Consider the following 26,570-nt stretch of genomic DNA (forward strand, 5'->3'; position numbering starts at 1 on the left):
ATCACGACGGTTCCGGCCTTCCCCGACGCCGCATGGCCACCAGGGCGAGCAGGGCAGCGGCCGCTGGAGCCAGCACCCAGCAAGGCACGTCCTGCCCCGCGCTCGCCGCCCGCGGGCCCGCAACGGTGCGCATCGTGCGCCGGCAGTGCTCCTGCACCGGCCCCGTGAGCGCGGCACACACCTCCGGTGCGCCGTGCACGGGAGCGCGGCCGTCCCGGGCCCCGGGCGCTGCGGCGGGCACTGGCCGTGCAGGAGGGACTGCCGGCGCGAGTGCAGTGGCGATGACGGCGAGCAGGAGACAGGCCAGACAGAGCAGGATGCCCGCGCGGCGCACGGTGGTGCGGCGCCGGGCGGGCCGCCGCCAGTCGTGGGTGCTCATCGGGCCTCCTGTGCGGTGGCTGGCGGTGACTTGGCCAGGTCCGCTCCAGCACCGGGCGCCTGGGCAGGCGGCTGTTGGCCCGGGGTGGTGGTGATGCGGGAGGTGAGGCGAGGGATGTGCGGGATGAGGACCTTGATGCGGCCGGTGTTCTGCCGGGGCCCGGTCAGCAGGATTTCGCCGGCGCGGTCCTTGTGCCCGACGGGGGAGAGCCCTGAGGTGATCATCCGTAGGAGGTCGGCGTCGGCCGGGTCGAGGCCGATGAACTCCAGTCCGCGGCGCGCCCGTTCGCGTTCGGTGGTCCGTGCCAGGGCCCGGTAGGCCATCAGGCCGCGATCGGGGCCCAGTTCCTTGGCGTCGTGGGCGCCGGCGAACAATCCGGCGCCATGCTTGCGGCCGTCGTGGAGGATCTCGTGGACCAGCGCGGTGCCCTCGGCCGAGGAGGTCAGCCAGTACAGCTCGTCGGTGACGACCGCGCAAAAGCGCTCCGGCAGGGAGAAGGCGGCCTGACGGGCTATCGCCGCAATCAGGTAGAGCACCGCGCGGCCGATCAGCGCCTCCAGGGGCTGCTGGTGCAGGATCTCTGCCTGTTCAAAGGCCTGCTTGGGCGGCAGCGTCAACCCCGTCGTGGTGATGACGATCATGTCAGCGGCGTCGGTGCCGTCCAGGCGCACCGGCGGCAGCACCGGGTCGAACACCATGCGCGCCAGGGGGTTTTGCTCCACCAGGCGCAGCAGCCCGGCCAGGGTGGCCGCCGCGTCCTGGCGCTTGCCGCTTGGGGAGCCGGCCATCTGACGCAGCACGTCGATGACGCCGCTCATCGAGGGCGCAGCCGACGTGGTGGCCTGTTCGATGGCGTGGTGCAGGACCTCGCCGGTGGTGGTCATGGGGCCGATACCCAGCTGCAGGGTGAGGTAGCTCAGCGCGTAGTGGCGGCCCTGCGCGCCGGGGAACAGCCGCAGCGGATCGATGGACAGCGCGGCCTTGGCGGCGTCGATGATCTGGCAGCGGCCCGGTGCGGCGGCTTCGGCGAAGGCGGCCCACTCGCGGACCGGGGTGCGGTCGATGCAGATGGCGCGACCGCCCCGGTCCACGACCGACTGGCTGATCAGTTTCAGCATGACGCTCTTGCCGGCGCCCAGATCACCCACCACGCCCAGGGAGGCCGAGGCGTCCTGTTTAGGGGCGTCGGCGGGATTGATCAAAACGGGGCGAGTGGTGCCGCAGTCCAGGTCCAGGCCGAGCAGCATCCCGGTGGGATCACCGACCTCGCTGCGGGTGAAGGCACCCGACCGCGCCCAGTCCTCGCTGACTTGATGCTGGGTGAACTCCTTCAGCCGGTGCGTGCGCACCGCTCCGGGCAGCCCCAGGGTGAACAGGTCGGCCTGCAGCCCGGCCGGGCGCAGGGCCCGGTAGTCCGCGCCCGCCAGCAGCTTCTCCAGGGCGCGGGCCCGCGCGTCACACAGCCGAGCCGTCGGCCCCCACACGGTCAGCGCGGTGACGGCCTGGATTTCCACCTCCACCGAGGTGCGCGAGAGCCGCGCATCCAGCTCGCCCAGATCACGGGCGGCCTCGGGCAGCGAGGCGGGCATGCCGGTGGGCCGCGCGTCGTACTGATCGGCCTGGTCGACCAGCTCGGTCTTCTTGCGCTGCACCTGCGCCCGGGCCTTCTCCGCGGGCACCAAGGTCAGATCGATGGTGAAGTCGACGGGAAAGTCCAGCACTTCGAGCTGCGCGAACAGGTCGGCGGCCTCCAAAGAGACGGCCGACGGGCACTCGGCCAGCGCCAGGTGCGCCTGATAGCCGATGCCACTGTCGCTTTCGACCTGCAGCCACCGCCGCCGCAGCGGCGAAGGGGAACGGTCCTTCCACCACCGCGCCCGGCCTGTGCCGCGACGCGCCCCGCCGGTGTCCTCCACGTTCTCCTGGGGGGCGGGCTGGGTGCCGCCCTCCTCGAGGCGGACCAGGCCAAGGTCGGCATAACTGGGGGAGCGCAGCCACCCGTTATGGACCTGCCCTCCGTAGTGCTCGCTGAGCGCCGCCTCACCGAGCAGCGGTTCGGCCAGGCCGCGGTGCACCGCATGCTGGATCATCCAGACGATTTCCGTGGGCCGGGCCGGGCGGAAGGAGGCCCCGCCGGCCAGTTGTGCCTCCACCTGGCTGGCCTGCTCACGGCAGGACGTCACCTCGGCGAGGGGGACCGGGGCGGCCCGCATCCCGAAGGTGTCGGCGACCTCCGCCCACAGGGCGCTCGCCGCCTTCAGTCCCTGGTGCTCCGCCTCCAGCGGGACCGCCAGCCACCAGGTGCGCTGATGCATCTCCTGGCCCTCCAGCAGACTGAGGGCGGCATCCAGCTGCTCCTCCCACGGCCTGGCCGCGGGCATCAGCCCCTGGCCTGTGTCGTTGTCCTGCAGGCCCTCGGCCATCTGCCAGACGACCTCGGCCGGGTCGAGTTGCGCGCACAGGCCGAACAGCCTCGGCGCACCCGCAAGCGAGCGCACCAAGTGCGTGATCTTTGCCAGGAGTTCGTCGCGGACGGCCGGGGGCACATAGGTGCCCGGAACGGTCTCCTGGCTGCGGCCCTGGGCATCGGGCCCGGGGTGCAGCCGGTAGAGGGCCCATACGTGGCCCTGGGCGGACCACAGCAGATGCCCGGCGATGTGCCGGATGGGAACGCGCATCAGCGGCCCCCTTGTTGTGCGCGGAGTTGGGCGAGTGCCAGCAGCGCTGCCGCCCGGGCCTGTGGGGCGGGGGCGACAACTGCTGGGGCGGATGTGGGCGGGTGTGGGCGTGCCGGCGGCACGGCCGGTGTGCGCCGCGCCGCCTGCGACGGCGGCACGGGCGCCGCGCCGACGCCGGTGTCAGCGGCGGGGGCGGGGGTGAGGATTTCGAGGGCGAAGCCGCCGCCCAGACGGCGGGCGCGCCCATCGCGCGCGGCATGCTGTCCGATGCGGCCGCCGGCCGGCTGCACCGCCAGGGCCACCGCGCCCATCGCGGCCGACACCGGGTGACGGCCGCCGATCTTGGGTCTGCGCAGCAGCCAGATCCCCACCAGCCATGCCGCGACCGGGAGGGGACCCAGCACGCTCCACACGGAGATCGTTTTGACCAGGAGGAAACCGCCCACGGTGGCCAGCGCGATCTGTGCCGCGTTGTAGGGGCCCAGCGGCAGACGCCAGTCGGCGAGCTTGCCCATCACCCAGGGGTGGCGCCGCGCTGCGGTGTAGTAGCGCACCGTACGGGGCGCGGCGGCCGCGCTCACCAGCGCTCCGTGGGGCCAGGCGCGGGACGGTCGAAGGCCGGTGCGCCGTTGGCCGGGTTCTTCACCTCGTCCTCGAACATCTTCGCCAGGTCGTTGCGCGAGCCATACAGGCCCAGCGCGATCACCATGAGGATCAGGGCGCCGATCCCCGCCTTCAGCGAGAACCGCTGCACCATGATCACGACGACGATGACGATGAGCGCGGCCTGCAGGCCCGTGGTGCCCCAGTCCTTGGCGGTCCCGATCCAGGAGTCGCCCAGATCGGCCAGCTCCCCGGCCATCACCACGTGATCAAGCGTGTTCATCGGGCCGCACCGCCACTCGAGCCCGATGCCAGTGCAGCGATTTCCCAGCGGCCATCCCGCGCCGACACGGTGAGCTCGTAGGCCAAAGGCCACCGGCCCGCAGCGTCGCGCGCCTCGACCTGGGCCAGCACATGGACCGTGGTCCCATCGCCAGGCACCTGCTCGGCGACGGCCTGCTGCTCGCGCGCGGTGACCTCCTGCACCTCGACCGAATCGGCCGCCGCCGGGGAGATGGCCGTCAGCTGGGCACCGGGCGCCAGGTAGCGGTTCACCTCGCCGCGCCCGGCCAGATACGCGGCCAAGAACTGCTCGGCCGTGGTCGCCAGCGGGCCCTCGGGCACCGTGACGTCGTAGGGCGAGTCAGGGATCTTGTGCAGGGTGGGGGCGGCGACGAGCGCCGGCGCCGCAGTGACGGCGAACGAGGACCCGCCGGCCGAGGCGATCGCGGGCACGGCGAAGTAGCGCACCGCGTCCGCGTACTGCGCAGCCACCGTCACCGACCACCGTCCGTCCTGGCCCGGCGTGCTGCGCACCGCAGTCACCCGCCGCGGCACGGGCGCCTTCGTGTCGGGGGAGGGAAGAAGGATCCCGGGGGCCATCGCCTGCACACGCCGCGCGGCCGCGCTGCGGGCGTCGTCGCTGCTGCGCAGCCACGCATCGACGAACAGCGCGACGTAGCCCGCAGGGTCGGCGACCGAAGCGGTCTGCGTGGCGCGCGGCTTGGGCACAGGCGTCGCCGCTTCCGTGGCGGAGGGCTGGCCCACCGCCACGACCAACGCGAGCGGCCCGGCCGCCAGCGCGGTCCACACCCCGGCGCGGCCCAGCTGCACACGCCGGCGCATCTGGGTCAGGGCGACTTGGGCCGCAACCGGCTGCCGCCCGGCGGCGGCGCCTGGTGGTGATGCTGTGGAACGAAACACGGGGGATCTCCCGGAGAGGTTCGAAAGGGCTGATGCCTTGAGACAACCCACCGGCCTCGACCGGCTTGCCGACCACACCGGCCCGACCACGGTGAAGAACAGGTCACGAAGGAGTGGTCGGGGTGCGGTAGCCGCTACCGCACCCCGACCACAGAGAGCCGGCCGCCACGAGCGGAGCGATGGTGAGGGATGCGCACCGTGCACGGGGGAGGCGATCAGTGGTCCATCAACCGTGGGCGGCGGGCCTATTGCCGTCCTGCGCACCGGCAGATACAGCTCATCGCCGGGAGTGCGCAATCGCGTCGTAAGAGCTCGGCGCTGGCCGGGAACGGATGGCTGTCGTACGGCTTACCGGCGAAGCGCAGCCCGCGAGCATCGCAGGACAGAACGGGTCCGTGCCCGGCAGCCGGGCCACCGAGGTCGGCTGCGCAATGCTGTGACCTGCGATGGTCGGGCCTGACGGAGAGTGGTCGGGGCGGTGACGGCGCCCTGTGGTCGCCCTCTACCACCGCCCCTTCACAGGGCGAGCCCCCGCGGGTGGCCACTGCGCATCGACGCTCCAACTGCCCCCGGTGTGCGGGCAGCTTGGCGGTGATGCCTGCGCACTGCGCAGCGCATCGCGGTGCGCAGCGGAGCCATCCATGAGGCCCGCCGCAGGATGCGCAGCCAGACGATGACACCGATGGCGATGGCGATGACGGGGCGATGGTATGGCGCCGCAATCGCCGCCCGCCGCTGCCGTTCGTCTCTTGCGATGCAGGCGGCAAGCATCGCTTGGAGGAGACCCGGGAGCGGATGGTCGGGAGGACCACCCGCTCCAGGTCGGTTGTGACTCCTTCGTAATGGTGGTCGGGGCTGGGTGGTTGAGGGCCCGGTCGGGGAGGCCGGGTTCTCTCCGTCTATGACCCACACCAACTGCTCTCGTGAGCCCTCGTGGCCGGGCAGCGCGGCCCGACCATGTCGCCGACGGCTCGACGCCCTCACGCCCGAAGCCGTGGCGGAGCCGCGACGATGACCGGCTACGGAGCCAGGGTCCGGCGCGGAGAGATGGCCGGGGACCGTTTCACACAGATCGCCAACGCCTTCTTCAGGGACCCGCGGATCTCCTTCAAGGCGAAGGGAATCTTCGGTCTGATCTCGACGCACCGTGACGGCTGGCGCGTGAGCGTGGCCGAACTCGCCCGCTGCGGACCCGAGGGCCCCAGCGCCGTGCGCACGGGCCTGCAGGAGCTGGAGAGCTTCGGCTACCTCACGCGGACACGGCAGCGGCACCCGGACGGCACCCTGGGCGATGTCACGTACTCCATCACCGATGTTCCCGCCCATCTCTACGACCTGTTGGGCGACACCGCGTCCAGCGCCGACCTTATGCAACACAGCAGGTCGCAACCTGAATCAGGTTTTCCCACGCTGGATCACCCACCGCTGGGGGATCACCCCACTAAGAACACCAAGAACAAGAAGACCAGAGACCAGAACCCCAACTCCGTCCCTCCGTCCGTCCCAAACGCGTGCGCGCGCGAGAGCGACGCGCCGCACGCGGAGCAGGCCGGACAGAGCCCACAACACCACAAGGCCCCCGCCCGCAGAGACAGCGTGCCTCCCTCGCCCGGCGAGCGCCTGCTCCTGACGATTGGCGCCGAGCACCCCGAGCTGCTGCTGACCGGGCAGGTACTCACGGACCAGGGCGCCGTTGTCCAGGACTTGCTGAGCACCGGCTGGACGGCCGAGCAACTGCGTCACATCATCACCTCCCGGCCGCTGCCCGACCCGCTGCGCCACACCGTCGGGGCGATCATCGCTGCCCGGCTGCGCACGGCGCAGGCCACCACCCCACCCGACCGCGCGGCCACCGAACCACCGACGGATCCGCACACCCCACCGGATGACACGGCCACCCGCACGGTGAACGCCGCGCTGACCCACCGCGTCCTCGTCGAATGCTGCGGCTGTGGCAGCCCCAGCCGCGCGCCCGGCCAGGACCTGTGCCCGGCCTGCCTCAACTGGCCCGCCTGCACCGCCTGCACCGGACCCACCCCACGCCGTGCCGACCCCGCAGGCGACGGCCTGTGCACCCTCTGCGCCACCTGACCTGCAACAGGACCCATCCCGTACACGTCCCAGATTCCCGCCGCCGTCCACCGGATCGAGGCACCGATGACTCTCCCCCCGCCACGCCCCGCAGCGACCACACACCGCCCGCCCGGCCAAAGGAGGCTGTCTGGCAGTGAACGCACGGCGTGGGGCTGGCTGCGCTGGAGCCCGGCCACCGACGACGGGGCACCGCAGCGCCTGGCGCAGATCGGCATCGTCACGCCCGGCCACTCGCTGCGCGCACGGTGCGCGCAGCGCTGGCTCACCCGTCGCCCACCCTTACGCCTCTACCTCGACCACGGCGGATCGGTCACCGCCGCAACCCTGTTGACCGCGGTGGGCGCCCTGCTCGGCATGAGCTGGGCAATCGATGACGGTCTTGCCGTCGCCATCGGCTTGCCGCTGGCGATCCTGCTGCCGCTGCTCGTCGACCACCTGCCCGCCCGCCTGGACGTCCGCGCCCGCGCCTACGTGTGCATCATCGACGCCGGACCTGGGCTGGAGTACCTGCAGCGGCTGACCGCCCAGCACGCCCGCATCACCCGCGCCGCCGCATCCCACCCCTGCTGCGCCGAGCTCGCGTATGCGGCTCAGCTCGGCCACCGCGTGCTGTGGTCGATCGCCACGATCATCACGGCCCCCGACCGCAGCCCCGATACCACCTGCAGGTGGCTCGCCCTGGAGAGCCTGCTGGACCACCTCGCCCGCCAGGCCGGCGACGCCGACCGCGCACACGGCGACCTCGCCGCGCCGAGCGGATCGGCCACCGCCAGCACCCCGCCGACGCCTCGCGCCCGCGGCCACCGCTGAACCCACGGCCGACAGCGCACGACCCCTGCGACACCACCTATCGAAGGAGACGCCATGCCTGAGGAGCTCTACTTCCTGTTCGCCCACGAGCCGTACTACCCGCCGCACGGCCTGCACGAGGTCAACACCACCATCGTCGCGGCCGACACGCTGCTGCACCCTCACGTACGCCAGCCCGACGGCGCCCGCATGCACCACTACCTCCACCAAGGGCAGCGTACGAAGGGGGAGATCGTGCCGCTGGCGACCCTCACCCACGAACTCGACGGCGGTGCCGGATGGGAGCAGACCGCCCACTGGGAGAAGGTGGTGGACGATCTCCTCGCCCTGGCCCGCTTCGGCTCGTGTGACTCGCTCGGCCTGGGACTGCCCGCCCTGGAACGGGCCCTGATGTGCAGCGCCCCGCACACCCGCGTGATCAACTGCAACCCGGACACCGGACAGCGCGAAACCCACGGCCCCGATCAGCGCGCAGCCGTCCTGGCGACGCTTACGGAGAATCTGCAAACGACACAGGCAGGTCGTGCACTCTGGCCCGGAGCGGGTCTCCTGCCAGCCATTCGGTAGGCGCGCAGCGAGTCATCTCATGGGCGGCAAACGACGAATGGGCGGCTGTGTGCCAGGGATGGAAGTCCACCGGTAGAGCCCTCCTTATCTTTAATCGAGCCGGGCTAAGAGTGTGGCCGATGGCAGAGGAGCAGCCGTTCCAGAGGGGGGGAGCGCGTTGAGGACGCGGTGGTGCGCGCACGCGGCCATCGCGTCCTCGCCCGGGCCGGGGAAGGCGCGTGCGAGGCTGCTGTGGGCGGGCGGGGTGCAGGACTCCGCCATGGTCGAGAAGCGGTGCAGGTGTCATGGACGCGGGGCGGGTGGTAGCCCCGCTCGCTCCAGCGGTGTTCGCTCCTCGTAAGTGCTGTGGCGCGCCGCACGAAGTTTTTCGCACGGGCGCGTTCTCGTTCCGTCGCACTCAGTCGAACTCCGCCAGGTCGAACCCGACGGCACCGCCCCATGCTGTTGTGGTCCTGCAGGGTCAGCAGCGTCGCGAAGAGTCCCGGTTCTCGGAGGAACGATCGGACACGGTGAGCAGCAGCACGACGCTGAGCACCGCGGTGGCCCCGGTGGACAGGTCCAGGTCGTGCCGGCCGCCGGAGAAGATGTTGCTCACCGACCTATCATGCGATCCCGGCCCTCCACCTGCTTGGAGAAGACGCGTGATGGATACGAACACCGGCAATGTGGTCGTGAACCGGGTGATGTCCCTCGACGGATTCATCGCCGGTCCCGGCCACACGATGGACTGGATCTTCGAGCACATGACGTCGGCGACGTTCCCGGAGGTCATGGCCGCCACGGGAGCCATGCTCATCGGCCGGCGCACGTACGAGGTCGGCAAGCGCATGTCCGACGAGAACACCGGCTACGACGGCGGGGCGCAGTTCGTCCTCACCCACCGCCCGCCCGATGAACCGGACCCCCACGTCACCTTCCTCACCTGCGACATCGAGGAAGCCGTGGCCACGGCACGCCGCGCCGCCGGCGACAAGAACCTGGAGATCCTCGGCGCCGACGTGGCCGCTCAGTGCCTGCAGCGCGGCCTCGTCGACGAGATCCTGGTGTACGTGCTGCCGGTGCTGCTCGGCGACGGGGTCCGCTTCGCCCCGCCCGGCCTCGACCGGATCGACCTGGAACCGTTCAGCAACGTCCAGTCGGGCGGGGTCACCATGCTGCGCTTCCACGTGCAGGCGAACGAAGCATCATCATCCCGGGTGTGAACAGTCGGCAGTGTGATCAAGTGGTGGGAAGGTGCCGGAGAGCGAGGGCATCATCCAGGTGATCGTCGATCACCGTGTCGAGGTGGCGGGCGAGCTCGTGGTTGCCGCGCGCGGTTTCCTCGACCTGCAGGGTGCGTGCGACCCCGGCATCCGCCAAAGCAGCGGCCGCCAGCCCCTCCACAGTGGCCGTCGGACTGGCGGTGTCACAGGCCGCGCACGAGTCCCGGCCGGTGTTGGGTGTGCTGCAGGCTCCGCACGTGAAGCCACTCACGTCGTCGATCCCTTCCCTGGGCGGGGCGTGGTGGCGCCGCTCAGAGCTCGTTCCAGGCACGCTGTTCGGTGTCTCCGGTGAGCGGCGTCCAGAGGGCAGAGGCGGGCCCGTGTTGCTCCAGGTCCTCCTGGACGGCGGCTCCGAGGGGGGGGCATGGCGGGCGAGTTCGGCGACCGCGGGGGTGGATGTCGGCCATGGACCCAGGTCGGCCGTCCGGTTCGCCGGCGTGCGGCGGCTGGCATGGGTGAGGACGAACAGCACACGCGGGAAGACGGGGTACCAGCGCTGCCACACCGGGCCTCCAGCGCCGGTGCGGGTTTGCGGTGTCCGACGGGAGTGGGCTGGTAGAGGAACAGGCGGGCGTACTCGATGCTTTGCTGGCCAGACGCCCGCTGCTCACGGTGGTGCGATCGACCTCCCCGAACGCACGCAGCTTCAGTCGTGGTGCGCCGGCGACGAGGGTGTAGTGCATGACAGCGTCGGTCACGACCCCTTCCCCCTCACCGATGGAGTGAGACACCGCAGGGGTCCAGTCCCACCGGCCGTGCTCGTGGCCGAGGCGACGGGCATCTGCCGCGAACGGCAGGCGGGTTCGTACGACGGTGAGTGCGTGCGGTGTCTTCAGTGAGGCGGCCGTCGCGGAGCTGATCGGATACGGAGGGCGGCCCCGCAGCGCGCCGAAGCCCCGGGCCAGGCGGGCACCCTCACCCGTGAGGTACCAGACGCGGGAACGGTTGGACTGGGGCAGCATCGTGTAGCCGACGAGCCCCTTGTGCAGCAGCGTGTTCAAAGGAGCGGAGACGGTCTGGCGGGTGGCCTTCGGCCGAAGCAGATCGTGCAGCTGGCTGGTGGTGGCCATCCGGTGCTGGCCCAGCGCGGACAGAAGCTGATGGGGCAGCGGCTCGGCGAGCCTGGGAGTGTACGAAGCGGCGGTCTCGGTAGCGGGCGTGGTCACTGGCACCCCTACGTGGCGTAAGGCATGGCTCAACGGCCTGCTCAGAACGGGTTGTTGCTCAACATCAAGGAAAACCCCCTGCCCCGACCGGGCCACCGACCACGAAGCCCCAACCATGGTCACGACGGGGACACAAAGGCCGTGGTCGGCCCGACCACGGCCCGGAATGAGGCGGGCCGGGTCTCACCCGGCTGGAAGCGACCCGCCGCCCCGAGCTGCGCGCGGTGTTGACCGAGAAGGTCCGTTCAGACATCGACGCCAACGTGGCCCCACTTGGCCTCTGGCCTGCCCGGCGACGCGACCGCCGTTCGCCTGCTCTACCTGGCCTGCAACTGGCTCGTCGTGGAACAGCTCACCCTGCCGGAGGGCTTCTCCCAAGCCGAACAGGACGAGCTTGTCGCCGCCGCGGTCGAGCGCATCGTCGCGCTGTAAACCCGCACGAAAGACCGCCTTTGCTTGCTGACATCCGAGCACGTGCCAAGGCAAGGAGTGGCGAAAACGACGGCAACAAGCGTGATCCCCCCGAGGAAGGGCCTTCGGCCTGCCCGTACCCTCCTGGTGTGGTGACAGGTCGCAGCGCAGGCCGCAAGGTGACCTCCGGCCGCGCAGACCCTCAGCGCCACACCTCGGGCCCGCCGCCCGCACGGCGCGCTCTTCCCACGCGCATCCAGGCCCAGGCCCGGCACCGCCATGCTGGATCGCGTGAACGCTGAGGGGAGCTCAAGGTGTTTCAGCCCGGCAAACCACGACGGCGGGCAGGTTGCTCATTCGTCTCGTAGCCAACTCTGAAGGAGAGCCTCTCGGCGCCGCGAGGGCAGTAGAGCGGAGGGGCGGCGCTCTGTGTCCCACCAAGCGGACATGACGGCGGGGGAGCAGGCGCCGCTGACGACGCGTGCCAGCAGCCCGAGGGAGAGATCAACCTCGCGCTGGGTGTCGGCGCTGGGGCAAGAGGCCCGTTGGGTCACTGCCTGCGGGGTGGTGCACTGCGGTCGGTGGCGCCCGGAGCCGCCTAGGCGGGGGGCGTCGGTCAGATAGATCGCGTTCGCTGGGTGGAGTCGAGTACGGAGGTGAGGAATCGGCGCACCGTCTCCAGCTCGCCTGCCTCGAAGTCTTCTGCCGTTGCGACGATTTCGTCGATGACTGGCCCGAAGAAGGCCCACCCCAGTTCGGTGGCCTTCTGCTCTACCTCCAGCAGCACGCGTCGCCGATCAGCGGTGTCCCGGCTGCGCCGGACCAGTCCGAGTCGCTCCAGCCGGTCGACCAGTGCGGTGGTCCCGGCCGAGTTCAGCCGCAGTTGACGCCCGAGCGCCCCGGGCGTCGCGGGGGTACCGTTCCGTGCCGCGTCCAGTAGGTGGATCAGGGCGCGGACATCGGTGGGGTGCAGGCCGTTGCGGTCAGCGAACTCGGCGCCGAGCAGGTCGAAGTTCACCGTCACTGCGCGCAGCAGGTGGACCAGCCTCATCATCGGGTTCTGCTCGTCCATGCACGCTCCTGAAAACTCCGGCATATTATCTCGCTGAACGAGAGTATCGCCCAACGAGAGGAATGCCCAGTGGCCCGGACCGCGTTCGACCTCGCCTACGACGAACTCCGCGCCCGCTGGCCGAAGTCCACCGAAGAACACGACATCGGCACGCCCTACGGGCCCACCCGTGTCCACGTGTACGGGCCGGCAGAGGGCCAGCCGCTGGTGCTGCTGCCCGGCGGTATGGCCACCGGTCTGGTCTGGTTCGCCAACGCGGCAGCCCTGGGTCGGCGGTGCCGGATTTACGCCGTCGACCTCGTGGGGGACGCCGGCGGTACCGAGCGCCGCGGCATGCCGCTGAGGAACGCTGATGACCTGAACAGATGGCTGGACGCCCTGCTGGACGGGATCGGAGCTGCCAGCGCGCATCTGTGTGGCCACTCCTACGGCGCCTGGATCGCCGCCAGGTACGGCCTGCACGCACCGGCAAGGGTCTCCCGCCTCGCACTGCTCGATCCCACGCAGGTTTTCGCCGGCTTCAGCCCCGGCTATCTGCTGCGAGCACTGCCCACGCTCATCCGTCCCACCGAGAGGCGGGCACGCGCCTTCCTGTCCTGGGAGACCGGTCCTGCCCGCCCGGACGCGGCCTGGCAGCGTCTCTACGCCCTGGCCGCGACGATGCCCGGCCGCAAGCTCATCACCGGCGGTCGCCCTCGCGCGGCCGACCTCGCCATGCCCGTACTCGTCCTCCTCGCCGAACACAGCCGTGCCCACCACACCCGCCGGGTGGCCGACCGCGCCCGCCGAACTCTCCCCCAGGCCGGGGTGGAGGTGCTCCCCGGGGCCACCCACCATTCCCTGCCCCTCACCACACCGGAACACCTCAACAACCGACTCGCCGCTTTCCTCGACTGACCTAGCCGCCGCAGCCGTCTTGATGGTTAGCGCGTCGTCAGGGGGCCCAAGTCCCTTGCCAGTGACGAGATCAGTGCTTGTTCCGGTGAGCGGGTTGCTCGGCTCGAAGCGGGAAGCCGCCCGAGGCTTCAAGCCGACGGATCCGACGACGCTGGCTGGGCGAGCTCCTCCCGGCAGCTCGGGCGATCCCGGTCAGGAATAGCTTGCGCTGACCATACTTGTCGCCCAGGCGCCCGCCCACGACCAACAAGACAGGCTGCCCGCTAGGGACTCCAGAGCCTCCGCCCAGCCCTCCTGCATGTCACAGATCGCTGACCGAGCATCGTCCCACGCCGTCAGGAACTGCAGGTAGGCCTCCTGACGCTGGCCCCGGAGCCACTGTTCGTGCTCGACCCGGGCCTGATCACGGACTTGCCGCCGGCCGATCAACACGCCCACGATGGCGAATGTGCCAGCCACCGCTGCAGCCGCGACGGCCCCCCATTGCTCACCCATCCCGGCATCACGCCCGGCCCGGTGGCGTGGCGTAGGCGGTCATCTGGACTGCTGCTCCCTCCTCGCCGGGGAGCCGGTGCGGCGCGGAGGGCCCGGTGGCGTTCAGATGCGCGGCGATCTCGTACGCCAGCGCGGTGGCGGTGGCGCCGTCAGCGGCATGGATCGTGATCTGGGCGCAGCCGGGGTGCTTCAGGTGAACATCACAGGAGCTCATGTCAGCCTCGACGGCGAGGCGGGGAACGGCGGTTCGGAGAGTCGGCCGCGTTCACCCGGACCAGCGACGTCCGTTGCCTCGCGCGGCGCCTGGAGGAGGGCGAAATGGGGCCTGGAGGTTTCACGGCGCCTGGTGGGGTATCGCGGCAGTCCCCACATCGCGGGACTGGTGCGCAAGGCCGCGGAGCACCGTGGGCAGGGGCCGTCCGAGAAGAACATCGTGGTCCTGCTGGCCCCCGGCGGGGCTCCTCACCAATCGGACACCGCGTGATTCAGCCCGGGGGCCGAGCGAAAGTGAAAGGTAGCTGCTGAACGGCTAGCACACGGGGAAGAATTGATGCGTATCAGCGGATGAGGAGCGGTATTCGTGATCGCGGGCAGCGGTACAGACTCGGCGCTCAAGCGGGCGCGAGGAGCGCGGAACATGACGCTGGAGGAGGCCGCCGATGAGCTGAACGCGATCACCGGCGGGGCGACGGACGCCAGTTTGATGAGCGCGTGGGAGTCGGGGCGGCGACGCACGGGAAAGCGGAACCGTGCGGGTCTGTGCCAGCTGTACCGCGAACGCTCGGAGGTCCTGTTCGCGCACCAGGACGGCGCAGCCACCAGCGTGCTGGAGACCTCCGGCACCGCGGTGGTCGTCAAAGTCCTCACCCGCTGGACGGACTTGGTCGAGGCGATGGTCGATGTCGTCGCGGGAGCACGTGAACAACTCGTGGTCACCGGGAGCCGGTCGCGGGAGAAGGCGTACCTGGCGGCGATCGAGACCGCCGTGGCCCAGTACCCCGACCTCGTGCACTACCGCGTGCTCTACGGTCCGCCGCGGCACCGGGCGCTCGCCGACCACCTGGTCCAGCTGCTGGAGCTGCGCGATCCGGCGGCGCGCCGCAACGGCATCAAGACGCTGCACATCGGGGTGGTGGAACCCGCCCAGGCCCTGGAACGCTTCTTCGTCGCCTCGGAAACGGCCGCAGTGGTGCCGTTGCCGTCGTTTCATGGTGCGGAAGGATTCGACTGTGGCGCACTACTCAGTCGCGACGCGGCGGTGGGTCTGGTCCACCATGGGCGGGAGGCGTGCGCATCCGCACGGCCGGTGGAGACGATCGAGGCCGTCCGCGCGCTGCCGGTCCGGCACAACTGACATGTGGGGAGAACCGTGAGCGAGGACCTTCAGCAGCAGGCCGAGGCCCGTATGGCATCTGTGGTGGAACTCGCCCGGGAGCTGGTCAAGCATCCGAGCAGGGGCGGGGTCGACAACTACGGGCCGGTCCTGGGGGTGCTGGAGGACTGGCTCACCCTGCGCGGCCTGCCGCACCGTCATCTACGCGACGGCGCCGGTGAGCTGGTCGGGCTGCTGGTGGAAATCCCCGGCGGACATCCGGGCCCCTGGTGGACGCTGGATGCGTGCCTGGACACCGCTTCGTACGGGGACGAGAGTGCCTGGTCCTTCCCGCCTGCCTGCGGTGACGTCGTCGACGGCTGGCTGCGGGGGCGAGGTGCCGCGGACTCCAAGCTCGCCGCGGCGATGTTCTGCCACATCGCCGCCGACCTCGCGCCCCGCGCCGAAAGCCTGCACGGCGGACTCGCCGTGCTCCTGGACGTCGATGAGCACACCGGCGGCTTCGGCGGTGCCCGCCGATACCTGGCCGACGCGCAGGCGCCCCGCCCCGCCGGCGTGATGATCGGCTACCCCGGCATAGAAGAGGTCGTGGTCGGCGGCCGGGGCCTATGGCGGGCTTCGATCACCGTGCATGCCCCCTCCGGGCACTCCGGCTCCAGCAAGAACGTGATGGGACGCAGGCGGTCGGAGACCGCTCTGGGGGTGTCGCCCATCGGGCCACTGGGGACCGGGATAGCCAGCGAGGAGGAGAGCGATCAGCGGGCGGGAAAGCGTGGAGGTGTCGCTGTGCAGGGTGATCATCCAGTAGGTGGTCGAGAACCCCAAAGCGCCGAGGACCAATCGGTGCTCCGGTGGATGTGGTGGTGGGCTGTTTCCTGTGCGCGGGGGGCTTCCTGATCGGGGTAGTGATCGGCGTGTTCCTGTATGAGTGGATGGCTTGGGGGAGGGGGCGGGTTTGTCGGAGTCGGTGAAAGTGCTGAGCTTCGTGGTTGGTGGCGGCAGAATGCCTGGTGGAAGAGCCTGCTCCCCGCGCCTGCGGGGATGGTCCCCACCCGGCCTCAACAGCGACCGAGGACAGCAGCTGCTCCCCGAGCCTGCGGGGATGGTCCCGATCGTGCCTGCGCGCTTGGACGTGTCGACGACTGCTCGCGCGCGTGCGGGGACGGTGTCGGTGTGAGGTCTCAGGAGTTGCTTGATTGTTTGTGCTCAGGACATGGGTGACACGTTCGCTCGAACGTCCGCCGTCTCCCGTTCCTTGGTGGGTGGAGGTGTTTTGGTCGGTGGTTGTGGATGTACAGCAGCTGGCCGAGTACCGCTCGGGCCGTCCGGGAGGTGCTCGGCGGGTCTCCGATCGGTGAGGTCGCCGCCCGTCCTGGCGGAGGTTCGACGGGAAGGCATGCCCGGTCTGCCGGGCCGCTCGCCGCTCCCCTTGCCCCTGGGTCTGGGGCAGGCCCGCACCACCAACCCGCCAACTACGGCACCGGTATACGTACACCGTTTGAGGAATCCAGCACTAGGCTGGCTCCCACGGCCCGCCGCCGATCCGGGTTCCTGATCGGCCCACAACTCATCAGCCCGTTGCTCATCGGCTCAGTGGGCTCGTTCCGACTTCGCCGACACGACGCACAGGAAAGCGACACACGATGATGTACGACCAGGCACGTGCTCAGCAGCCGCCGGACAAGGTTGGGGGGTCCACTGAACGCCGCGCTCCGGGCCCGGAGTCGCTGCTGCCGGCGGACGAACGGGACCGGCTCGCCCTGCGACTCCAGGAGGCCCTCAACAACTTCGCCGGCAGCCCGCTCGAGGCGCTGGAAGAGGCTGAGGGCATCTTCGATGCAGCCGCCGCCCATCTCGCGAACTCTCTCGCGGAACGACGGCGCGCTCTCCACGAGGGCTGGCAGGGCCATGACGCCGAGACACAGTCGGATGAACTCCGGCATGCGATGAGGCAGTACCGAGAGATCACACAGCGGCTGCTGCGCATCTGAGCACGGGGCGCGCTTCGTCGCCGAGCTGTCAAGCGGTCAAGTGGCCCTGTGGATGGGGCTATCCGTCGGCATCGGTGTATCAGCGCCCCCTTGCCCGGGGCTGCTGTGCTGTGAGGCGAGGCCCCTGTCCCGGCAGCGATGATCCATTCCGCCCGGGAGGTGCCACCCCGTGATCGTCTTACTCGGCCGTCCTTGTTGTTGCTCTGTTCGGCCTCGGCTTCCTCAATGCCATGTGGTGGGTGGCCGCAGCTGTGCTGATCTTTGAAGTTGTCCACTACGGCTGTGGCGGTCTGGGGGGCACGAGGCCGAGGCGGTAATTCCGAGTGCCGCGACTATCGGGACCGCCGGGACCAGCAGGACCGCGGCTACCGGCGTCGGCGCCGGGGGAGCTGGATGCGCCAGGGCCGCCGCAACCGCGAACATCGCAGGTGATTTTAGGGCGGGGCTTGTCGTCGCCGCTCCTTACGTGATGTGAACACGACGATGGGTACTCTGAATGCAGGATGCCCTAGCCCTTGGCTGCTCTTCCTGGAGTCCCGGAAGACGTACTGGCTCCGCACTCGGTCGCGATGACGGCGCGTACAAGCAATGCGCCACGACTATGCGGGCCCGATCTCTACGACACGTCGCCACCGCTGCGTGACAGATCACACCACTACCGCCTGCCCCAGATCCTCGTGTGATGGTCTTGTCTGACGTCCACTCGCAGCGATCGGGCACCTGGCGGGAAAAGAGGCATCATGCCGGTCACCCTCCGCTCTTCGTCGACGCAACAACGGGCCCGCCGATGAGCACGCAGACACCGCTGCGGGCGGGCACCGCCGTGGACACACCGGTACGACGTCAGGGCAGTGACTACGCCCGGCTGTCGAAGGAGATCAAGCACGCCGGACTGATGCGGCGCCGTCCCTTCTACTACGGCGTGCGGATGGCCTTGGCGGCCTCAGCCTTCGCGGGGGGCTGGCTGGCCTTCGTGGTCGTCGGTGACAGCTGGTGGACGCTCGCTGTCGCAGCTTTCCTCGCTCTGGTCTTCGGGCAGATCGCACTCGTCACGCACGACGTCGGCCACCGTCAGGTGTTCCGAACGACTCCGGTGAGCGCGCTGGTCGGTCGTCTCGCCGGCAACCTGGGGATCGGTATGGGGTACGGCTGGTGGCAGGACAAGCACTCGCGCCACCACGCGAACCCCAACCACGAGGAGCTCGATCCCGATGTCGCCCCCGACATTCTGGTCTGGAGCCAGGCGCAGGCCCGAGCGGCCAGCGGCCTGCCCCGCCTGATCGGGAAGGCGCAGGCCTATCTGTTCTTCCCCTTGCTGGCTTTGGAGGGCTTCAACCTGCACGTCGCGGGGGTGCGTGCCCTGGCGGACCGGTCCCTGAAGCAGCGCAGGCTCGAGGGGACGCTGCTGGCCGCGCACTTCCTGCTGTACTTCGGAGTCCTGTTCGTCATGCTCTCCCCGGGCAAGGCAGTGGTGTTCGTCGTTGTGCACCAGTGCCTGTTCGGGCTCTACTTGGGCGCCATCTTCGCCCCGAACCACAAGGGCATGCCCACGTTCACCGGCAACGACCGGCCCGACTTCCTGCGCCGCCAGGTCCTCACCTCCCGCAACGTACGCGGAGGCTGGTTCACGGACGTCGTCCTCGGAGGACTGAACTACCAGATCGAGCATCATCTGTTTCCCAGCATGCCGTCGCCGAACCTGCGCAAGGCCCAACTCCTGGTCCACCGCTACTGTGACGAGCTGGGCGTGGCCTACCTCCAGACCTCGCTCATCGCCTCCTACGGCCAGGCGCTCAAGAGCCTGCACCAGGCGAGCCGCCCCCTGCGGCAGCAGCCCCGATCCATCTGACGCGTTGAGCGCCGGCGGCGAGTTCTCTCCCCCCCCGTGCTGCCGGCCTGCGCGGAAGGCCTCCGGACCGGCCAGGCCGGCGAGGACGAGCACCGGGACGACGACGGGGCGCGTCGGCCCTCTGCTCAAAAGGTTGTCCCGTAAGTTGATCTTGGCGTGGGTGGGGATGCCTCTTGGGCTTGCGGACCCGTTCTCTATCCGGCGAGGGCCAGGTTGTGCAGCCGGGCGATGCCGCGCATGGCGTGATGGACACCGTCGCCTTTCAACCGGCAGTCACTGCCGATCTGGGCCACGACGCGGCCCCACTGGATCTGATCCATGTGGTGATCCCATTCGTGATCAGAGAGGCCGGGGGCGCAGGCCACCGCACGGCAGCCCGGCGTGAGCCGATAGACCGCCTACGCCACGAGCGCGGCCCCGAGACCTTGCCCCCGCCAGCCGCGCTGCGGCAAGCGGCCGCACCTCTGAGACGCGGCCTGGCACGCCGCGCTGACCGGCAGGGACGTTCACTGGCTCGCACGGGATCTTCGACTCCGTGTCCGGTCCCGGGCGCGAGGGAGGGCGGTTTCCGCGGCCGGTCCTGAGCGCTTCGGATCTGCTCGGTCTCGCACCGGAACCTCTCGTCTTGGATCATGTGCCGGGACGTGTGGTGGGGTCGTGAGCTGAACGAGCGGAGTCTCTATATGGCGTTGGTACGTCGGGAGCAGTTTCCGGTCCGAGTCGAGCGGTTCTTGCTCTGGTTGCAGGAGGCCGACGAGGACGTGATCGACGACTGGCCTGAAGGCACGGAGGGGTTGGTGTCGGCGCAGCACGGGCGGGTGGACATCACGTCGGGAGGTCATACGCACACGGCCGTGTTCACGATCGAGGTCTGGGACGCACCGCCAGAGCCGGATCGCACTGTCTCCTGGGAGGCGACAGGGGAGGCAGAGCTGGACTCCGTGAAGGGCCGCCTGCAGTTCCACACGGCCGGCGGGCCGGACAAGAACGGCATCGACCTCGGCACCGCGAACCGGCGCTGGCGGCTGCGCGCTCATGTGGTGGGGCAGGAGAAGGTCGCGGTCCTCGCCGAGCAAGGCGTGCCCGATGGGGTGAAGCGCTTTTTGCTGCAGTTCTGGCCTGTGTGACCCCTCCGGTGGGCGGGGGCTCCCGCCCACCGGTCGTGCCGGTCAGGACACCTTGATCAGGAAACCGTCGTCGGTGCCGTCGATGATGCGGTTCTTGGAGTAGAAGCCGCTCATGATCCTGCCACCGGCTGCGTTGTCGTCCTTGGGGATCGGCCGGGCGGGGAAATTCTTCTTGGGGGCCTTGCCTTGCGGGTCGTACGTCTTCAGGGCCTGCGCAGCGCCTTCGTAGGTGGTGGAGAAAGGGCATTCATCGCACTGCTTGGTCCCGCCCTTTGAGGAGCCGGCTCCCCACTGCGACAAGAACCGCAAGGTGATCTGCCCGGACAGCTGGGCGGCCGATAAGGGGCACGAGGCTGCTTCGACGGTTCCCGATATCCTCGCCACGGACAAGATGTCGTGTGACGAATTCTCTTTCGCTTCCACATCCAACAGTGGTGGCATGCCGAAGGACATGGAAAACCCCAACCCGGTGACTTCTGGTGACCAGTGCGTGCAGACGTGGTCGCGGAAGCTGACCTCCAGCGGTAACTGGCGCCTGTTCGACGACGACCGTCAGGCTCCTCCGAACTGGAAGGAAGTCTGTGGCCGTTCGGGAATGTCGGGGTGGATCAATTCGACTTCGATGAGCCGGTTCCAGTCGTTCGCGAAGGAGTTCCGTCTCACCGACGAGGACCTCTACTTCGTTAAGACTCCGGGATTCGAGAGGTGCGACGCCTCCAAGGCAGTCGTCAAGTGTGACATCCGGTAGTCCTTGAGGACTGACCGTTCAACGGGGCTCTGGGAGCGGTGTGTACCGTTCTCGGGGCCCCTTCGGCATGGGAGAGAGTATGAGTGAGGAACTGACGTGGCTGGCCAACAGCGACGTGACGTGGGCCGGTTACTGCGTGACGCTGGCCCGTGGACTTAAGCCGGATGAGCTGGTGCGGCGCCTGGCGCGGGACGAACCGGGCCCGCTGGGTGAGTACACGGGCGGAACGCTGGAGGATTTCCTGGGGCGCCGGGATGCGCCCGCTAGGGCGGCGGTGCGCTACGGCTCCAGTGCGGGACTGTCCTTCGCGGTGGCGTACGGGGACTGGCCGGGCTCTACGGGGCCGGGGTTCACCGACGGCCTCTCCCGGGAGGCACACATCTTCCAGCTCTCCTACGAGAGTGAAAATCCAAAGGTGCCACCGCCCTCGTTTTCCTACTTTCACCAGGAGACCTACCTGTGCGGCTTCGACCTGTGTCCGTTCCCCGATGTGCGCGGCATAGCACCGGAGCTGATACTCCGTGATGTCCAGGCTGCCGGTATCGCGGGCGAGGAGGACCGTGACGCCGCCCACGCCAAATCTCTGTCGGTGCTGGAAGCCCGGTTCGGCCTGAGTCTCCCCCGACGACAGATACTGGAAGGGCTGTTGCCCGCCGCGACGATCTGACACCACGCCCCGCCGGCGCCAGCGCGTCTCTCCCAGCCAACGCGCAGGCGCGTGGTGATCGCTGCGGTGGGCCGGTGCTCTGCGCTGCGCACCGGGCGGCGGGCTTGGCGCCAGGGCGGGATGGCCGCCCTGGCCTGGTCGGGGGCGCCGACGCTGTCCAAGCCGAGCGATGAACCCTTCGCCGAGCCGGAGACGGCGTCGGCCCGGGGGCCGGGCTGTGCACGGCCGGGAAGGCCAGCGCCGGATGCTGGCCCGCAGCGGGCACCGAACCCTGCGGCAGTGTGCTCTGGGCCTCTCGCCGGGGGCGGGGTGGCGGCTGTTGCACTGGCACGGCGGGTCCTGGCAGACGCCCATGACCAGGGATGCGGCGGTGCGGGCTTGCAACGCGGCGGCGCGGTACCTGGCGGTATGCGAGCGGTGACGCTGTCAGCAGCTACGGGTTGCCTGGGTCTTGGCCGAGTCGGTGGCATAGCCCTCACGTGCCCGGCACCGGCGTAAAGCTCGTGGCCGGGCGGTCGCCTGCGGTGGGGACGGGAAGGGAGGGTGCTCGCCCTTTCGCGTGAGACATGTGACGTCGTGTGGTGCTGCCTCTGGCGGCCATGTGGCCCGGGGATGTCACCCCAGGGGGTGGGGGGTGTGGGGCACATCGAGTGATCGCGTTGTGGGTGTCTCGACGTCCACTTCAGCTTCACTGTGGCGTGCGTGCCTGGGAATTGAAAGTGTGTCAGCGAGCCGTGTCTTGGAGGTGCAGGCAAGGGCGATCAGAAGGCCCCTCAGTCTTGTGCTTCGTTCGCTGGGCTTTGAAGATCTGTGTCCACATCGGTCCTGCCCCCCCGTGGGATCGGGGCTCGATCGGCGGTGCGACCGAGTTTGGTGTCCGTGCCGGTTGTGCTCGGCGGCGCGGTGTTCGGTGCTGGTGAGGGAGCCTGGAAGGTGAAGCGTCACGGTAGCCAGGATGCTGGGAGGGTCAGACCGGGCGCCAAGGGAGTGCCCACCGGGGGCACCAGGTGCCGAGGAGCGGTGCCTTGTGCTCGTGCGAAGTCCACTGTGCCGCCTAAGAACGTGGCGTAGCTGAAGTCCACTGTGCCGCCGAGGAACGCGGCGTCGCTGAAGTCCATGGTGCCGCCGGAGAACGTGGCGCTGCCGAAGTGCACTACGCCGCCGAGGAACGCGGTGTCGCCGAAGTCCACTGTGGCGCCGCAGAACGCGGCGCCGCTGAAGAACACCGCGCCATCAATGAACGCGGCGTCGTCGAAGTGCACCGAGCCGCCAAGGAACGCAGCGCCGAGGAAGTGCACGAGGCCGCCGGAGAACGAGGCGCGGCGCAAGGTCACCGTGGCGCCGGAGAAACTGGCGTTGCTGAAGTCCACCGTGCCGCCGGAGAATCTGGCATTGCTGAAGTCCACCGTGCCCTCGGAGAACGTGGCGTTGCTGAAGTCCACCCTGCCGCCGGAGAAGTCGGCTTCTTGGAAGTTCATGGGGCCGTCGAGGGTGATGCCGCAGAGGTCGAGGTCGGATCCTTGCCAGGAGCCGTATGTGTCGGCGGGGCGTCGGTAGTGGTCGCCGATGAGGCGCAGGATGGTATGGCGGACGGTACGCAGGGCGAGGTAGCGGTGGTGTTCGTCCCTGTGTTCGGAGCTGGTGCCTGGGTCGGGGGTGTGGGGGAGGTGCAGGTAGGCGCACAAAACGTCGACGCAAGTCTGGCGCAGGGCTTGGGTGGGGGCGTCGTCGGCGAGCCCGGTCAGCGCGTGGACGCCGCCCAGGCGCACGGCGGCCGATGCGTCACCGAGTTGGGACACCGCGGTGGTGAAGCGTTCGGTGTGCAGGCGCATGGCCTCGCGTAATGCCCCGTCCTCATCCACCCGCTGGCGGCGATAGGCAACGACCAGGGCAACGAGCGCACCGGCACCGGCCACGACACCGAAGGAGAGTTTGACCAAGTCAAAGAGAGTACCGGAGTCGATGCGGTTCTCCGGCTTGAGACCATGAACGTCCAACAGATGCCAGGCGGTGAAAAACACGCTGCCCGCGGCCAGCAGGGCGATGGCGAACGTCAAGGCCAAGACCGGGCCCACCGGCCACAGTCGCAGGCCGCGCCGCTCCGTGGTGCGGCGAGGAAGTCGAGGGGTCATCCCCTGAAAGACTCCCCGGCCCTCCTGTCCGGTTCCCCCCCCCGCAGCGTCACGCCACAGCTCTCCCTCAGCACTCCGGAGGCCAACCTGCCCACGGCCCGCAGCCCTGGCCTCGGCATGCCCGCGGGAACATGGCTACGCGGTCGCGGTGCGCCCGTTCAGCGGGGGCCAGGACCGCCCTTCGCCGAACGGGCACGCAGCCCAAAGCGGGCAGCAGGTGCAGCGGGATGGGCCCGACAGCACGGCGGCTATCGTGCGAGCTGCACCTTGATGGGTGTGTTGGGGCAGCGGGTGGCGTTCTCGGCCAGGGCGGCTTCTTCGCTGGGGTCGATGGTGAGCTTCCAGCGGGTCTTGACGGCGATCCACTGGCTCACGTACTCACACCGGTTGCCCTCGGCCGGCGGCATCCAGGTGGAGGGATCCTGGTCGGACTTGCTGCGGTTGGACCTCGCCGTGACAGCGATCAAGGCCCGCGCATCGCCGAGGTCGTTGGCGTACGCCTGGCGCTCGGCTGTGCTCCAGTGGTTGGCGCCGGAGTCCCAGGCCTCGGCGAGCGGGATCCGGTGGTCGATGTCGAGGCCGGAGGGGCCGTCGACGTACTGGTCGTCGTACTCCGAATACCAGCGGCCCCCGGACAGCTTGCACTTGGAGCCCTGGTCGGGGGCGGCAAGTGCTTCGGCCTTGAGGACCTCGGCCCGCGTGGTGCAGCCGTCCTTGTCGGCATCCACCCAGTGCTTGAACGAGGTGCGCTGATAGCCGGAGCGGTCCTCATCGGCGATGGTCAGGGCTTTGAGGGCCACCTGCAGCGGCTGGGTGAGCGTCTCCCCGGCCCGGGGCGCCGGGGCCGGGTTGCCGGCGGGGGAGGCCTGGGCGGCGGCGGCAGGGATGACCAGAGCCGCGGCGGCAGTGAGCAGGACGGCGGTGCGGGCGATGACGGGCACAAGTCTCCTCGAAGGATCACGAACTGTTCATGATCTTCGTAGCGAGCCGGTGCCCCCCGCCATGCCGTAGACGGCGCTGGTGTCACCCGCACGAGCGGTAAGTCAGACCGCAGCGCTGCGCCGTGACTGTCCCGACGCTGTATGGGCGCTTGGAACCTTTCAGTCGCGTGTGGGCGGCGGCCTGCTGGCAGCCCCCGTGGTCCTGCTCGTGGTGTGGCGACTGCTCTCGATGGCGTGGGCGCGGGCTGGGCATGCCTCTCTCGCAGCAGGGTTTGGGGACGACCGGCCGACGCCGCACCGCGGCTGCGATTCTCGGACGGGTGAACCGTGGCATGGAGGCGAACTGCCCCTGCCCCAAGGGGCGTCGGTGCAGGCATGACTCGTCCTCCTGCGCATCTCGTTCATTCCGGCTTGGCCCGCATCACCGTGGAGGCCGCAGACGAGCAGACGGCGCTCGCCGTGGCGCATCGCCTGGTGGCCTGCCACAACCTCACCGGGGCCTCGGAGCCGTTCCGGGTACCAGGCCAGGAAGGGATCAGTGTGCGTATGTACGGTGACGCAGTGCCGCTGCCCGCTCCCGGAACGACGGCGGGCTAGTGACTGGCTGTCCGTCCATCCCGGCCGGACCCATGTGCGTTCGCCTTTCCCAGAGCGAGACCGGGCGGGTGCAACTGGCGGTGTGTGGGGGAGGCCTCGCCCGCGCAGCGGAGTCCTTGATCGACCACGGGGACAAGTAGCTCCCCCCGGGGTGCCTGCACCTCGGGGCCGCGCCGCCCGAGGGCTGCCCCGCAAACCGCTGGGATCCTCCCTGCACCGAGTTGCCCACTGCGGTCGCAGACCGCCGCACGCTGTGGAGGAGCATTCTGCGGTGGGCTCTGCCCAACGGTCCCGTGCACGCAGGGCGCCGCGTTGCTGCGCAGCGTCGGCGTCCGTTGGATCCACCCCGAAACCGGAGCCGTACGTGCACTGGGGGCACGGCAGCTGCGAACGTGAGGACGCCGGGCCGGGCGGGCAACGCGAAGGTCCCTCAGCGGGGTCGCGCCTTGCATGTCCAGGGGACGGTGGCTGCCGCGGCCAGGTTGCTCGTTGTCGTCACGACTCGACCGCACCCGCGTGATACCACCACCCGCCCTGGGCACCCGGACCACCCCGCTACCAGGACGGATACCCGACGGAAGGGGACTCCAGCACCAGGGTTGGGATAGCGCGCAGGCCGGCCGCAACGGGCATCCGGGGATTGGTTGTTCACCGGCCTGGGGCGAGGGGCAGTCTCTACGATGGACGCACGCCGCGCCGGGAGGCCCTCATGGAACCGCACACTGAGCCAGAGGCCACCAAGCCGCGCCCCGATTACCCGCCCAAGACGCCCCCGCCGCCGAAGAAACCGCCGTCGCCTCCGCCGCCTCAGGGCCGGATCGACCCGGCGTCCTTCCCGCTCCCGCAGCGCGGATCGCGCACCGGCCGCCCGGTGATGAAGAACCGGCAAGGTGCCGCATGGAATCTTGAGTCCCAGCCGTGGGCGGGCGCCACAGCGTTCAAGGAGGTCAGCGCAAGGCTCACCAAGTGGGGGCTCCGCGTACCGGACCACCTCGAAAGTCTGCTGCGGCACATGGTCGCCATCGTCGTCGCCGACGGCGGCCGCCATGTCAGCGTGCACGTGGCCGAGCAGAACCAGCAGGTGCTCATCCTGGCCCTCAGCCACCGGCCCACAGATACTCCCGCCGCAAAAGACGTACTGCCGCGCATGCTGGAGATGGGCGCGGTGTCCTGCAGTACCGAGATGACCGCCGAGGGACGCCAGGTGTGGGCCGTCCTGGACCTGATGGCATAGAGGCCCGCGCGCCCGCGCCGCCAGCGTGTGCGAACGGGCACCATGACCGAGCTGTCGCCCACAGCGGATCCGAAGGCGGGCGGATCTCGCTGCCATGGGGCTGGAGGTGCACCACGCCCCACCAGCTGCCGGCCCCCGCTCACGAGGGCATGACAGACGTGGACGGTCCGGGTCGCCCTCGCTGACCCCAACCGGTAGGAAGCCTGCGCCACTCGCGGTCCGTACGGGAAGTCCGACGATCTCCGGGAGCGGAGGAACGACCAGCAGTCGCCGCTTCCTGTGGTGGCCGAACAACTACTGAACCCGGACCAACC

26 protein-coding genes and 3 pseudogenes are annotated in these 26,570 nt (G+C 69.6%); 15 read left to right on the forward strand and 14 right to left on the reverse strand.

The window, feature by feature from the left end; genetic code table 11:
* Position 1: 1 nt before the first annotated feature.
* From AB0M70_RS38850 to AB0M70_RS38870, 5 genes are read right to left on the reverse strand one after another with little or no spacing between them, the layout of a single operon-like run.
* On the reverse strand, positions 2-379 hold the full coding sequence (locus AB0M70_RS38850; RefSeq protein ID WP_365827972.1) for a hypothetical protein: 378 nt from the start codon (positions 377-379) through the stop codon (positions 2-4).
* Positions 376-3,057: an ATP-binding protein gene (locus AB0M70_RS38855; RefSeq protein WP_365827974.1), complete on the reverse strand. Its 2,682-nt coding sequence runs from the start codon at positions 3,055-3,057 to the stop codon at positions 376-378. Before AB0M70_RS38855 ends, AB0M70_RS38850 begins: the two co-directional genes overlap by 4 nt.
* Positions 3,057-3,638 (reverse strand): hypothetical protein, encoded by a 582-nt coding sequence (locus tag AB0M70_RS38860; protein WP_365827976.1) that lies wholly within the window; start codon positions 3,636-3,638, stop codon positions 3,057-3,059. The genes AB0M70_RS38855 and AB0M70_RS38860 overlap by 1 nt, the downstream gene beginning before the upstream one ends.
* Positions 3,635-3,943: a hypothetical protein gene (locus tag AB0M70_RS38865; protein WP_365827978.1), complete on the reverse strand. Its 309-nt coding sequence runs from the start codon at positions 3,941-3,943 to the stop codon at positions 3,635-3,637. The genes AB0M70_RS38860 and AB0M70_RS38865 overlap by 4 nt, the downstream gene beginning before the upstream one ends.
* Positions 3,940-4,773: a conjugal transfer protein gene (locus tag AB0M70_RS38870; protein ID WP_365827980.1), complete on the reverse strand. Its 834-nt coding sequence runs from the start codon at positions 4,771-4,773 to the stop codon at positions 3,940-3,942. Before AB0M70_RS38870 ends, AB0M70_RS38865 begins: the two co-directional genes overlap by 4 nt.
* Positions 4,774-5,874: 1,101 nt before the next feature.
* Here AB0M70_RS38870 and AB0M70_RS38875 point away from each other — a divergent pair.
* The 3 genes from AB0M70_RS38875 to AB0M70_RS38885 all read left to right on the forward strand — a co-directional run bounded on the left by AB0M70_RS38875 (position 5,875) and on the right by AB0M70_RS38885 (position 8,334).
* Positions 5,875-6,954, forward strand: a complete 1,080-nt coding sequence (locus tag AB0M70_RS38875; RefSeq protein ID WP_365827982.1) for a hypothetical protein — start codon at positions 5,875-5,877, stop codon at positions 6,952-6,954.
* Between the two features lie 66 nt (positions 6,955-7,020).
* Entirely contained in the window at positions 7,021-7,767 is a 747-nt protein-coding gene (locus tag AB0M70_RS38880) for a hypothetical protein (RefSeq protein WP_365827984.1), read from the forward strand.
* 54 nt (positions 7,768-7,821) lie between these two features.
* Entirely contained in the window at positions 7,822-8,334 is a 513-nt protein-coding gene (locus AB0M70_RS38885; protein WP_365827986.1) for a hypothetical protein, read from the forward strand.
* 460 nt (positions 8,335-8,794) lie between these two features.
* Here the strand turns inward: AB0M70_RS38885 and AB0M70_RS38890 are convergent, their stop codons facing one another.
* Entirely contained in the window at positions 8,795-8,929 is a 135-nt protein-coding gene (locus AB0M70_RS38890) for a hypothetical protein (protein WP_365827988.1), read from the reverse strand.
* Positions 8,930-8,978: 49 nt separating this feature from the next.
* Here AB0M70_RS38890 and AB0M70_RS38895 point away from each other — a divergent pair, with 49 nt between their 5' ends.
* Positions 8,979-9,536, forward strand: coding sequence for a dihydrofolate reductase family protein (locus tag AB0M70_RS38895; protein WP_365827990.1), 558 nt, complete (start codon positions 8,979-8,981; stop codon positions 9,534-9,536).
* Positions 9,537-9,552: 16 nt separating this feature from the next.
* Here the strand turns inward: AB0M70_RS38895 and AB0M70_RS38900 are convergent, their stop codons facing one another.
* Both AB0M70_RS38900 and AB0M70_RS38905 read right to left on the reverse strand, forming a co-directional pair.
* Positions 9,553-9,807: a hypothetical protein gene (locus AB0M70_RS38900; protein ID WP_365827992.1), complete on the reverse strand. Its 255-nt coding sequence runs from the start codon at positions 9,805-9,807 to the stop codon at positions 9,553-9,555.
* A 40-nt stretch (positions 9,808-9,847) separates the two neighbouring features.
* Positions 9,848-10,879, reverse strand: coding sequence for a replication-relaxation family protein (locus AB0M70_RS38905; RefSeq protein ID WP_365828107.1), 1,032 nt, complete (start codon positions 10,877-10,879; stop codon positions 9,848-9,850).
* A gap of 71 nt (positions 10,880-10,950) precedes the next feature.
* On the opposite strand from AB0M70_RS38905, the pseudogene AB0M70_RS38910 reads away from it, so the two are divergent.
* Positions 10,951-11,194, forward strand: a pseudogene (locus tag AB0M70_RS38910) (TetR/AcrR family transcriptional regulator); the annotation flags it as partial.
* Positions 11,195-11,789: 595 nt separating this feature from the next.
* Here the strand turns inward: AB0M70_RS38910 and AB0M70_RS38915 are convergent.
* Entirely contained in the window at positions 11,790-12,245 is a 456-nt protein-coding gene (locus tag AB0M70_RS38915) for a MarR family transcriptional regulator (protein WP_365827994.1), read from the reverse strand.
* A gap of 69 nt (positions 12,246-12,314) precedes the next feature.
* On the opposite strand from AB0M70_RS38915, the gene AB0M70_RS38920 reads away from it, so the two are divergent.
* On the forward strand, positions 12,315-13,142 hold the full coding sequence (locus AB0M70_RS38920; protein WP_365827996.1) for an alpha/beta fold hydrolase: 828 nt from the start codon (positions 12,315-12,317) through the stop codon (positions 13,140-13,142).
* 502 nt (positions 13,143-13,644) lie between these two features.
* On the opposite strand, the gene AB0M70_RS38925 is transcribed toward AB0M70_RS38920, so the two are convergent.
* Positions 13,645-13,851, reverse strand: coding sequence for a DUF6207 family protein (locus AB0M70_RS38925; protein WP_365827998.1), 207 nt, complete (start codon positions 13,849-13,851; stop codon positions 13,645-13,647).
* A 423-nt stretch (positions 13,852-14,274) separates the two neighbouring features.
* Between AB0M70_RS38925 and AB0M70_RS38930 the strand changes: the two genes are divergently transcribed.
* The 4 genes and pseudogenes from AB0M70_RS38930 (at position 14,275) to AB0M70_RS38945 (ending at position 18,810) form a co-directional block, all read left to right on the forward strand.
* On the forward strand, positions 14,275-14,991 hold the full coding sequence (locus AB0M70_RS38930) for an XRE family transcriptional regulator (protein ID WP_365828000.1): 717 nt from the start codon (positions 14,275-14,277) through the stop codon (positions 14,989-14,991).
* A gap of 15 nt (positions 14,992-15,006) precedes the next feature.
* Positions 15,007-15,645: pseudogene (locus AB0M70_RS38935) on the forward strand (M20/M25/M40 family metallo-hydrolase); the annotation flags it as partial.
* 971 nt (positions 15,646-16,616) lie between these two features.
* On the forward strand, positions 16,617-16,961 hold the full coding sequence (locus AB0M70_RS38940) for a hypothetical protein (RefSeq protein ID WP_365828109.1): 345 nt from the start codon (positions 16,617-16,619) through the stop codon (positions 16,959-16,961).
* A gap of 787 nt (positions 16,962-17,748) precedes the next feature.
* Complete coding sequence (locus tag AB0M70_RS38945) at positions 17,749-18,810, forward strand: acyl-CoA desaturase (RefSeq protein WP_365828002.1); 1,062 nt, start codon at positions 17,749-17,751, stop codon at positions 18,808-18,810.
* Between the two features lie 194 nt (positions 18,811-19,004).
* Here the strand turns inward: AB0M70_RS38945 and AB0M70_RS38950 are convergent.
* Positions 19,005-19,085, reverse strand: a pseudogene (locus tag AB0M70_RS38950) (IS5/IS1182 family transposase); the annotation flags it as partial.
* 408 nt (positions 19,086-19,493) lie between these two features.
* On the opposite strand from AB0M70_RS38950, the gene AB0M70_RS38955 reads away from it, so the two are divergent.
* A complete protein-coding gene (locus tag AB0M70_RS38955; RefSeq protein WP_365828004.1) occupies positions 19,494-19,937 on the forward strand; it encodes a hypothetical protein in 444 nt (147 codons plus the stop codon).
* A 42-nt stretch (positions 19,938-19,979) separates the two neighbouring features.
* Here AB0M70_RS38955 and AB0M70_RS38960 read toward each other — a convergent pair whose 3' ends face one another.
* Positions 19,980-20,390 (reverse strand): hypothetical protein, encoded by a 411-nt coding sequence (locus AB0M70_RS38960; protein ID WP_365828006.1) that lies wholly within the window; start codon positions 20,388-20,390, stop codon positions 19,980-19,982.
* Between AB0M70_RS38960 and AB0M70_RS38965 the strand changes: the two genes are divergently transcribed.
* The gene (locus AB0M70_RS38965; protein ID WP_365828008.1) at positions 20,377-20,685 is read left to right on the forward strand and encodes a hypothetical protein; all 309 of its coding nucleotides are present in this window, start codon (positions 20,377-20,379) and stop codon (positions 20,683-20,685) included. The genes AB0M70_RS38960 and AB0M70_RS38965 overlap by 14 nt on opposite strands.
* A gap of 79 nt (positions 20,686-20,764) precedes the next feature.
* Positions 20,765-21,352, forward strand: coding sequence for a hypothetical protein (locus AB0M70_RS38970; RefSeq protein WP_365828010.1), 588 nt, complete (start codon positions 20,765-20,767; stop codon positions 21,350-21,352).
* Positions 21,353-22,293: 941 nt separating this feature from the next.
* Here AB0M70_RS38970 and AB0M70_RS38975 read toward each other — a convergent pair.
* Both AB0M70_RS38975 and AB0M70_RS38980 read right to left on the reverse strand, forming a co-directional pair.
* Positions 22,294-23,409 (reverse strand): pentapeptide repeat-containing protein, encoded by a 1,116-nt coding sequence (locus AB0M70_RS38975; protein WP_365828012.1) that lies wholly within the window; start codon positions 23,407-23,409, stop codon positions 22,294-22,296.
* A gap of 323 nt (positions 23,410-23,732) precedes the next feature.
* Positions 23,733-24,416: an HNH endonuclease family protein gene (locus tag AB0M70_RS38980; RefSeq protein ID WP_365828111.1), complete on the reverse strand. Its 684-nt coding sequence runs from the start codon at positions 24,414-24,416 to the stop codon at positions 23,733-23,735.
* 384 nt (positions 24,417-24,800) lie between these two features.
* Between AB0M70_RS38980 and AB0M70_RS38985 the strand changes: the two genes are divergently transcribed.
* Both AB0M70_RS38985 and AB0M70_RS38990 read left to right on the forward strand, forming a co-directional pair.
* The gene (locus AB0M70_RS38985) at positions 24,801-25,022 is read left to right on the forward strand and encodes a DUF6207 family protein (protein WP_365828014.1); all 222 of its coding nucleotides are present in this window, start codon (positions 24,801-24,803) and stop codon (positions 25,020-25,022) included.
* Positions 25,023-25,731: 709 nt separating this feature from the next.
* Positions 25,732-26,256, forward strand: a complete 525-nt coding sequence (locus tag AB0M70_RS38990; protein WP_365828016.1) for a hypothetical protein — start codon at positions 25,732-25,734, stop codon at positions 26,254-26,256.
* Positions 26,257-26,570 lie beyond the last annotated feature (314 nt).

The sequence above is a fragment of the Streptomyces sp. NPDC051214 genome, assembly GCF_040682375.1.
Taxonomy (GTDB): domain Bacteria; phylum Actinomycetota; class Actinomycetes; order Streptomycetales; family Streptomycetaceae; genus Streptomyces.

What these genes read in the sequence shown, in the direction of transcription:
- AB0M70_RS38930 (WP_365828000.1), top strand. Translation starts at nt 14,275, where the DNA reads ATGACGCTGGAGGAGGCCGCCGATGAGCTGAACGCGATCACCGGCGGG.
- AB0M70_RS38895 (WP_365827990.1), top strand. Translation starts at nt 8,979, where the DNA reads ATGGATACGAACACCGGCAATGTGGTCGTGAACCGGGTGATGTCCCTC.
- AB0M70_RS38955 (WP_365828004.1), top strand. Translation starts at nt 19,494, where the DNA reads ATGGCGTTGGTACGTCGGGAGCAGTTTCCGGTCCGAGTCGAGCGGTTC.
- AB0M70_RS38960 (WP_365828006.1), bottom strand. Translation starts at nt 20,390, where the DNA reads ATGTCCTTCGGCATGCCACCACTGTTGGATGTGGAAGCGAAAGAGAAT.
- AB0M70_RS38970 (WP_365828010.1), top strand. Translation starts at nt 20,765, where the DNA reads ATGAGTGAGGAACTGACGTGGCTGGCCAACAGCGACGTGACGTGGGCC.
- AB0M70_RS38985 (WP_365828014.1), top strand. Translation starts at nt 24,801, where the DNA reads ATGACTCGTCCTCCTGCGCATCTCGTTCATTCCGGCTTGGCCCGCATC.
- AB0M70_RS38915 (WP_365827994.1), bottom strand. Translation starts at nt 12,245, where the DNA reads ATGGACGAGCAGAACCCGATGATGAGGCTGGTCCACCTGCTGCGCGCA.
- AB0M70_RS38880 (WP_365827984.1), top strand. Translation starts at nt 7,021, where the DNA reads ATGACTCTCCCCCCGCCACGCCCCGCAGCGACCACACACCGCCCGCCC.
- AB0M70_RS38940 (WP_365828109.1), top strand. Translation starts at nt 16,617, where the DNA reads ATGTACGACCAGGCACGTGCTCAGCAGCCGCCGGACAAGGTTGGGGGG.
- AB0M70_RS38990 (WP_365828016.1), top strand. Translation starts at nt 25,732, where the DNA reads ATGGAACCGCACACTGAGCCAGAGGCCACCAAGCCGCGCCCCGATTAC.
- AB0M70_RS38965 (WP_365828008.1), top strand. Translation starts at nt 20,377, where the DNA reads ATGCCGAAGGACATGGAAAACCCCAACCCGGTGACTTCTGGTGACCAG.
- AB0M70_RS38885 (WP_365827986.1), top strand. Translation starts at nt 7,822, where the DNA reads ATGCCTGAGGAGCTCTACTTCCTGTTCGCCCACGAGCCGTACTACCCG.
- AB0M70_RS38945 (WP_365828002.1), top strand. Translation starts at nt 17,749, where the DNA reads ATGAGCACGCAGACACCGCTGCGGGCGGGCACCGCCGTGGACACACCG.
- AB0M70_RS38865 (WP_365827978.1), bottom strand. Translation starts at nt 3,943, where the DNA reads ATGAACACGCTTGATCACGTGGTGATGGCCGGGGAGCTGGCCGATCTG.
- AB0M70_RS38875 (WP_365827982.1), top strand. Translation starts at nt 5,875, where the DNA reads ATGACCGGCTACGGAGCCAGGGTCCGGCGCGGAGAGATGGCCGGGGAC.
- AB0M70_RS38905 (WP_365828107.1), bottom strand. Translation starts at nt 10,879, where the DNA reads ATGGTTGGGGCTTCGTGGTCGGTGGCCCGGTCGGGGCAGGGGGTTTTC.
- AB0M70_RS38855 (WP_365827974.1), bottom strand. Translation starts at nt 3,057, where the DNA reads ATGCGCGTTCCCATCCGGCACATCGCCGGGCATCTGCTGTGGTCCGCC.
- AB0M70_RS38850 (WP_365827972.1), bottom strand. Translation starts at nt 379, where the DNA reads ATGAGCACCCACGACTGGCGGCGGCCCGCCCGGCGCCGCACCACCGTG.
- AB0M70_RS38925 (WP_365827998.1), bottom strand. Translation starts at nt 13,851, where the DNA reads ATGAGCTCCTGTGATGTTCACCTGAAGCACCCCGGCTGCGCCCAGATC.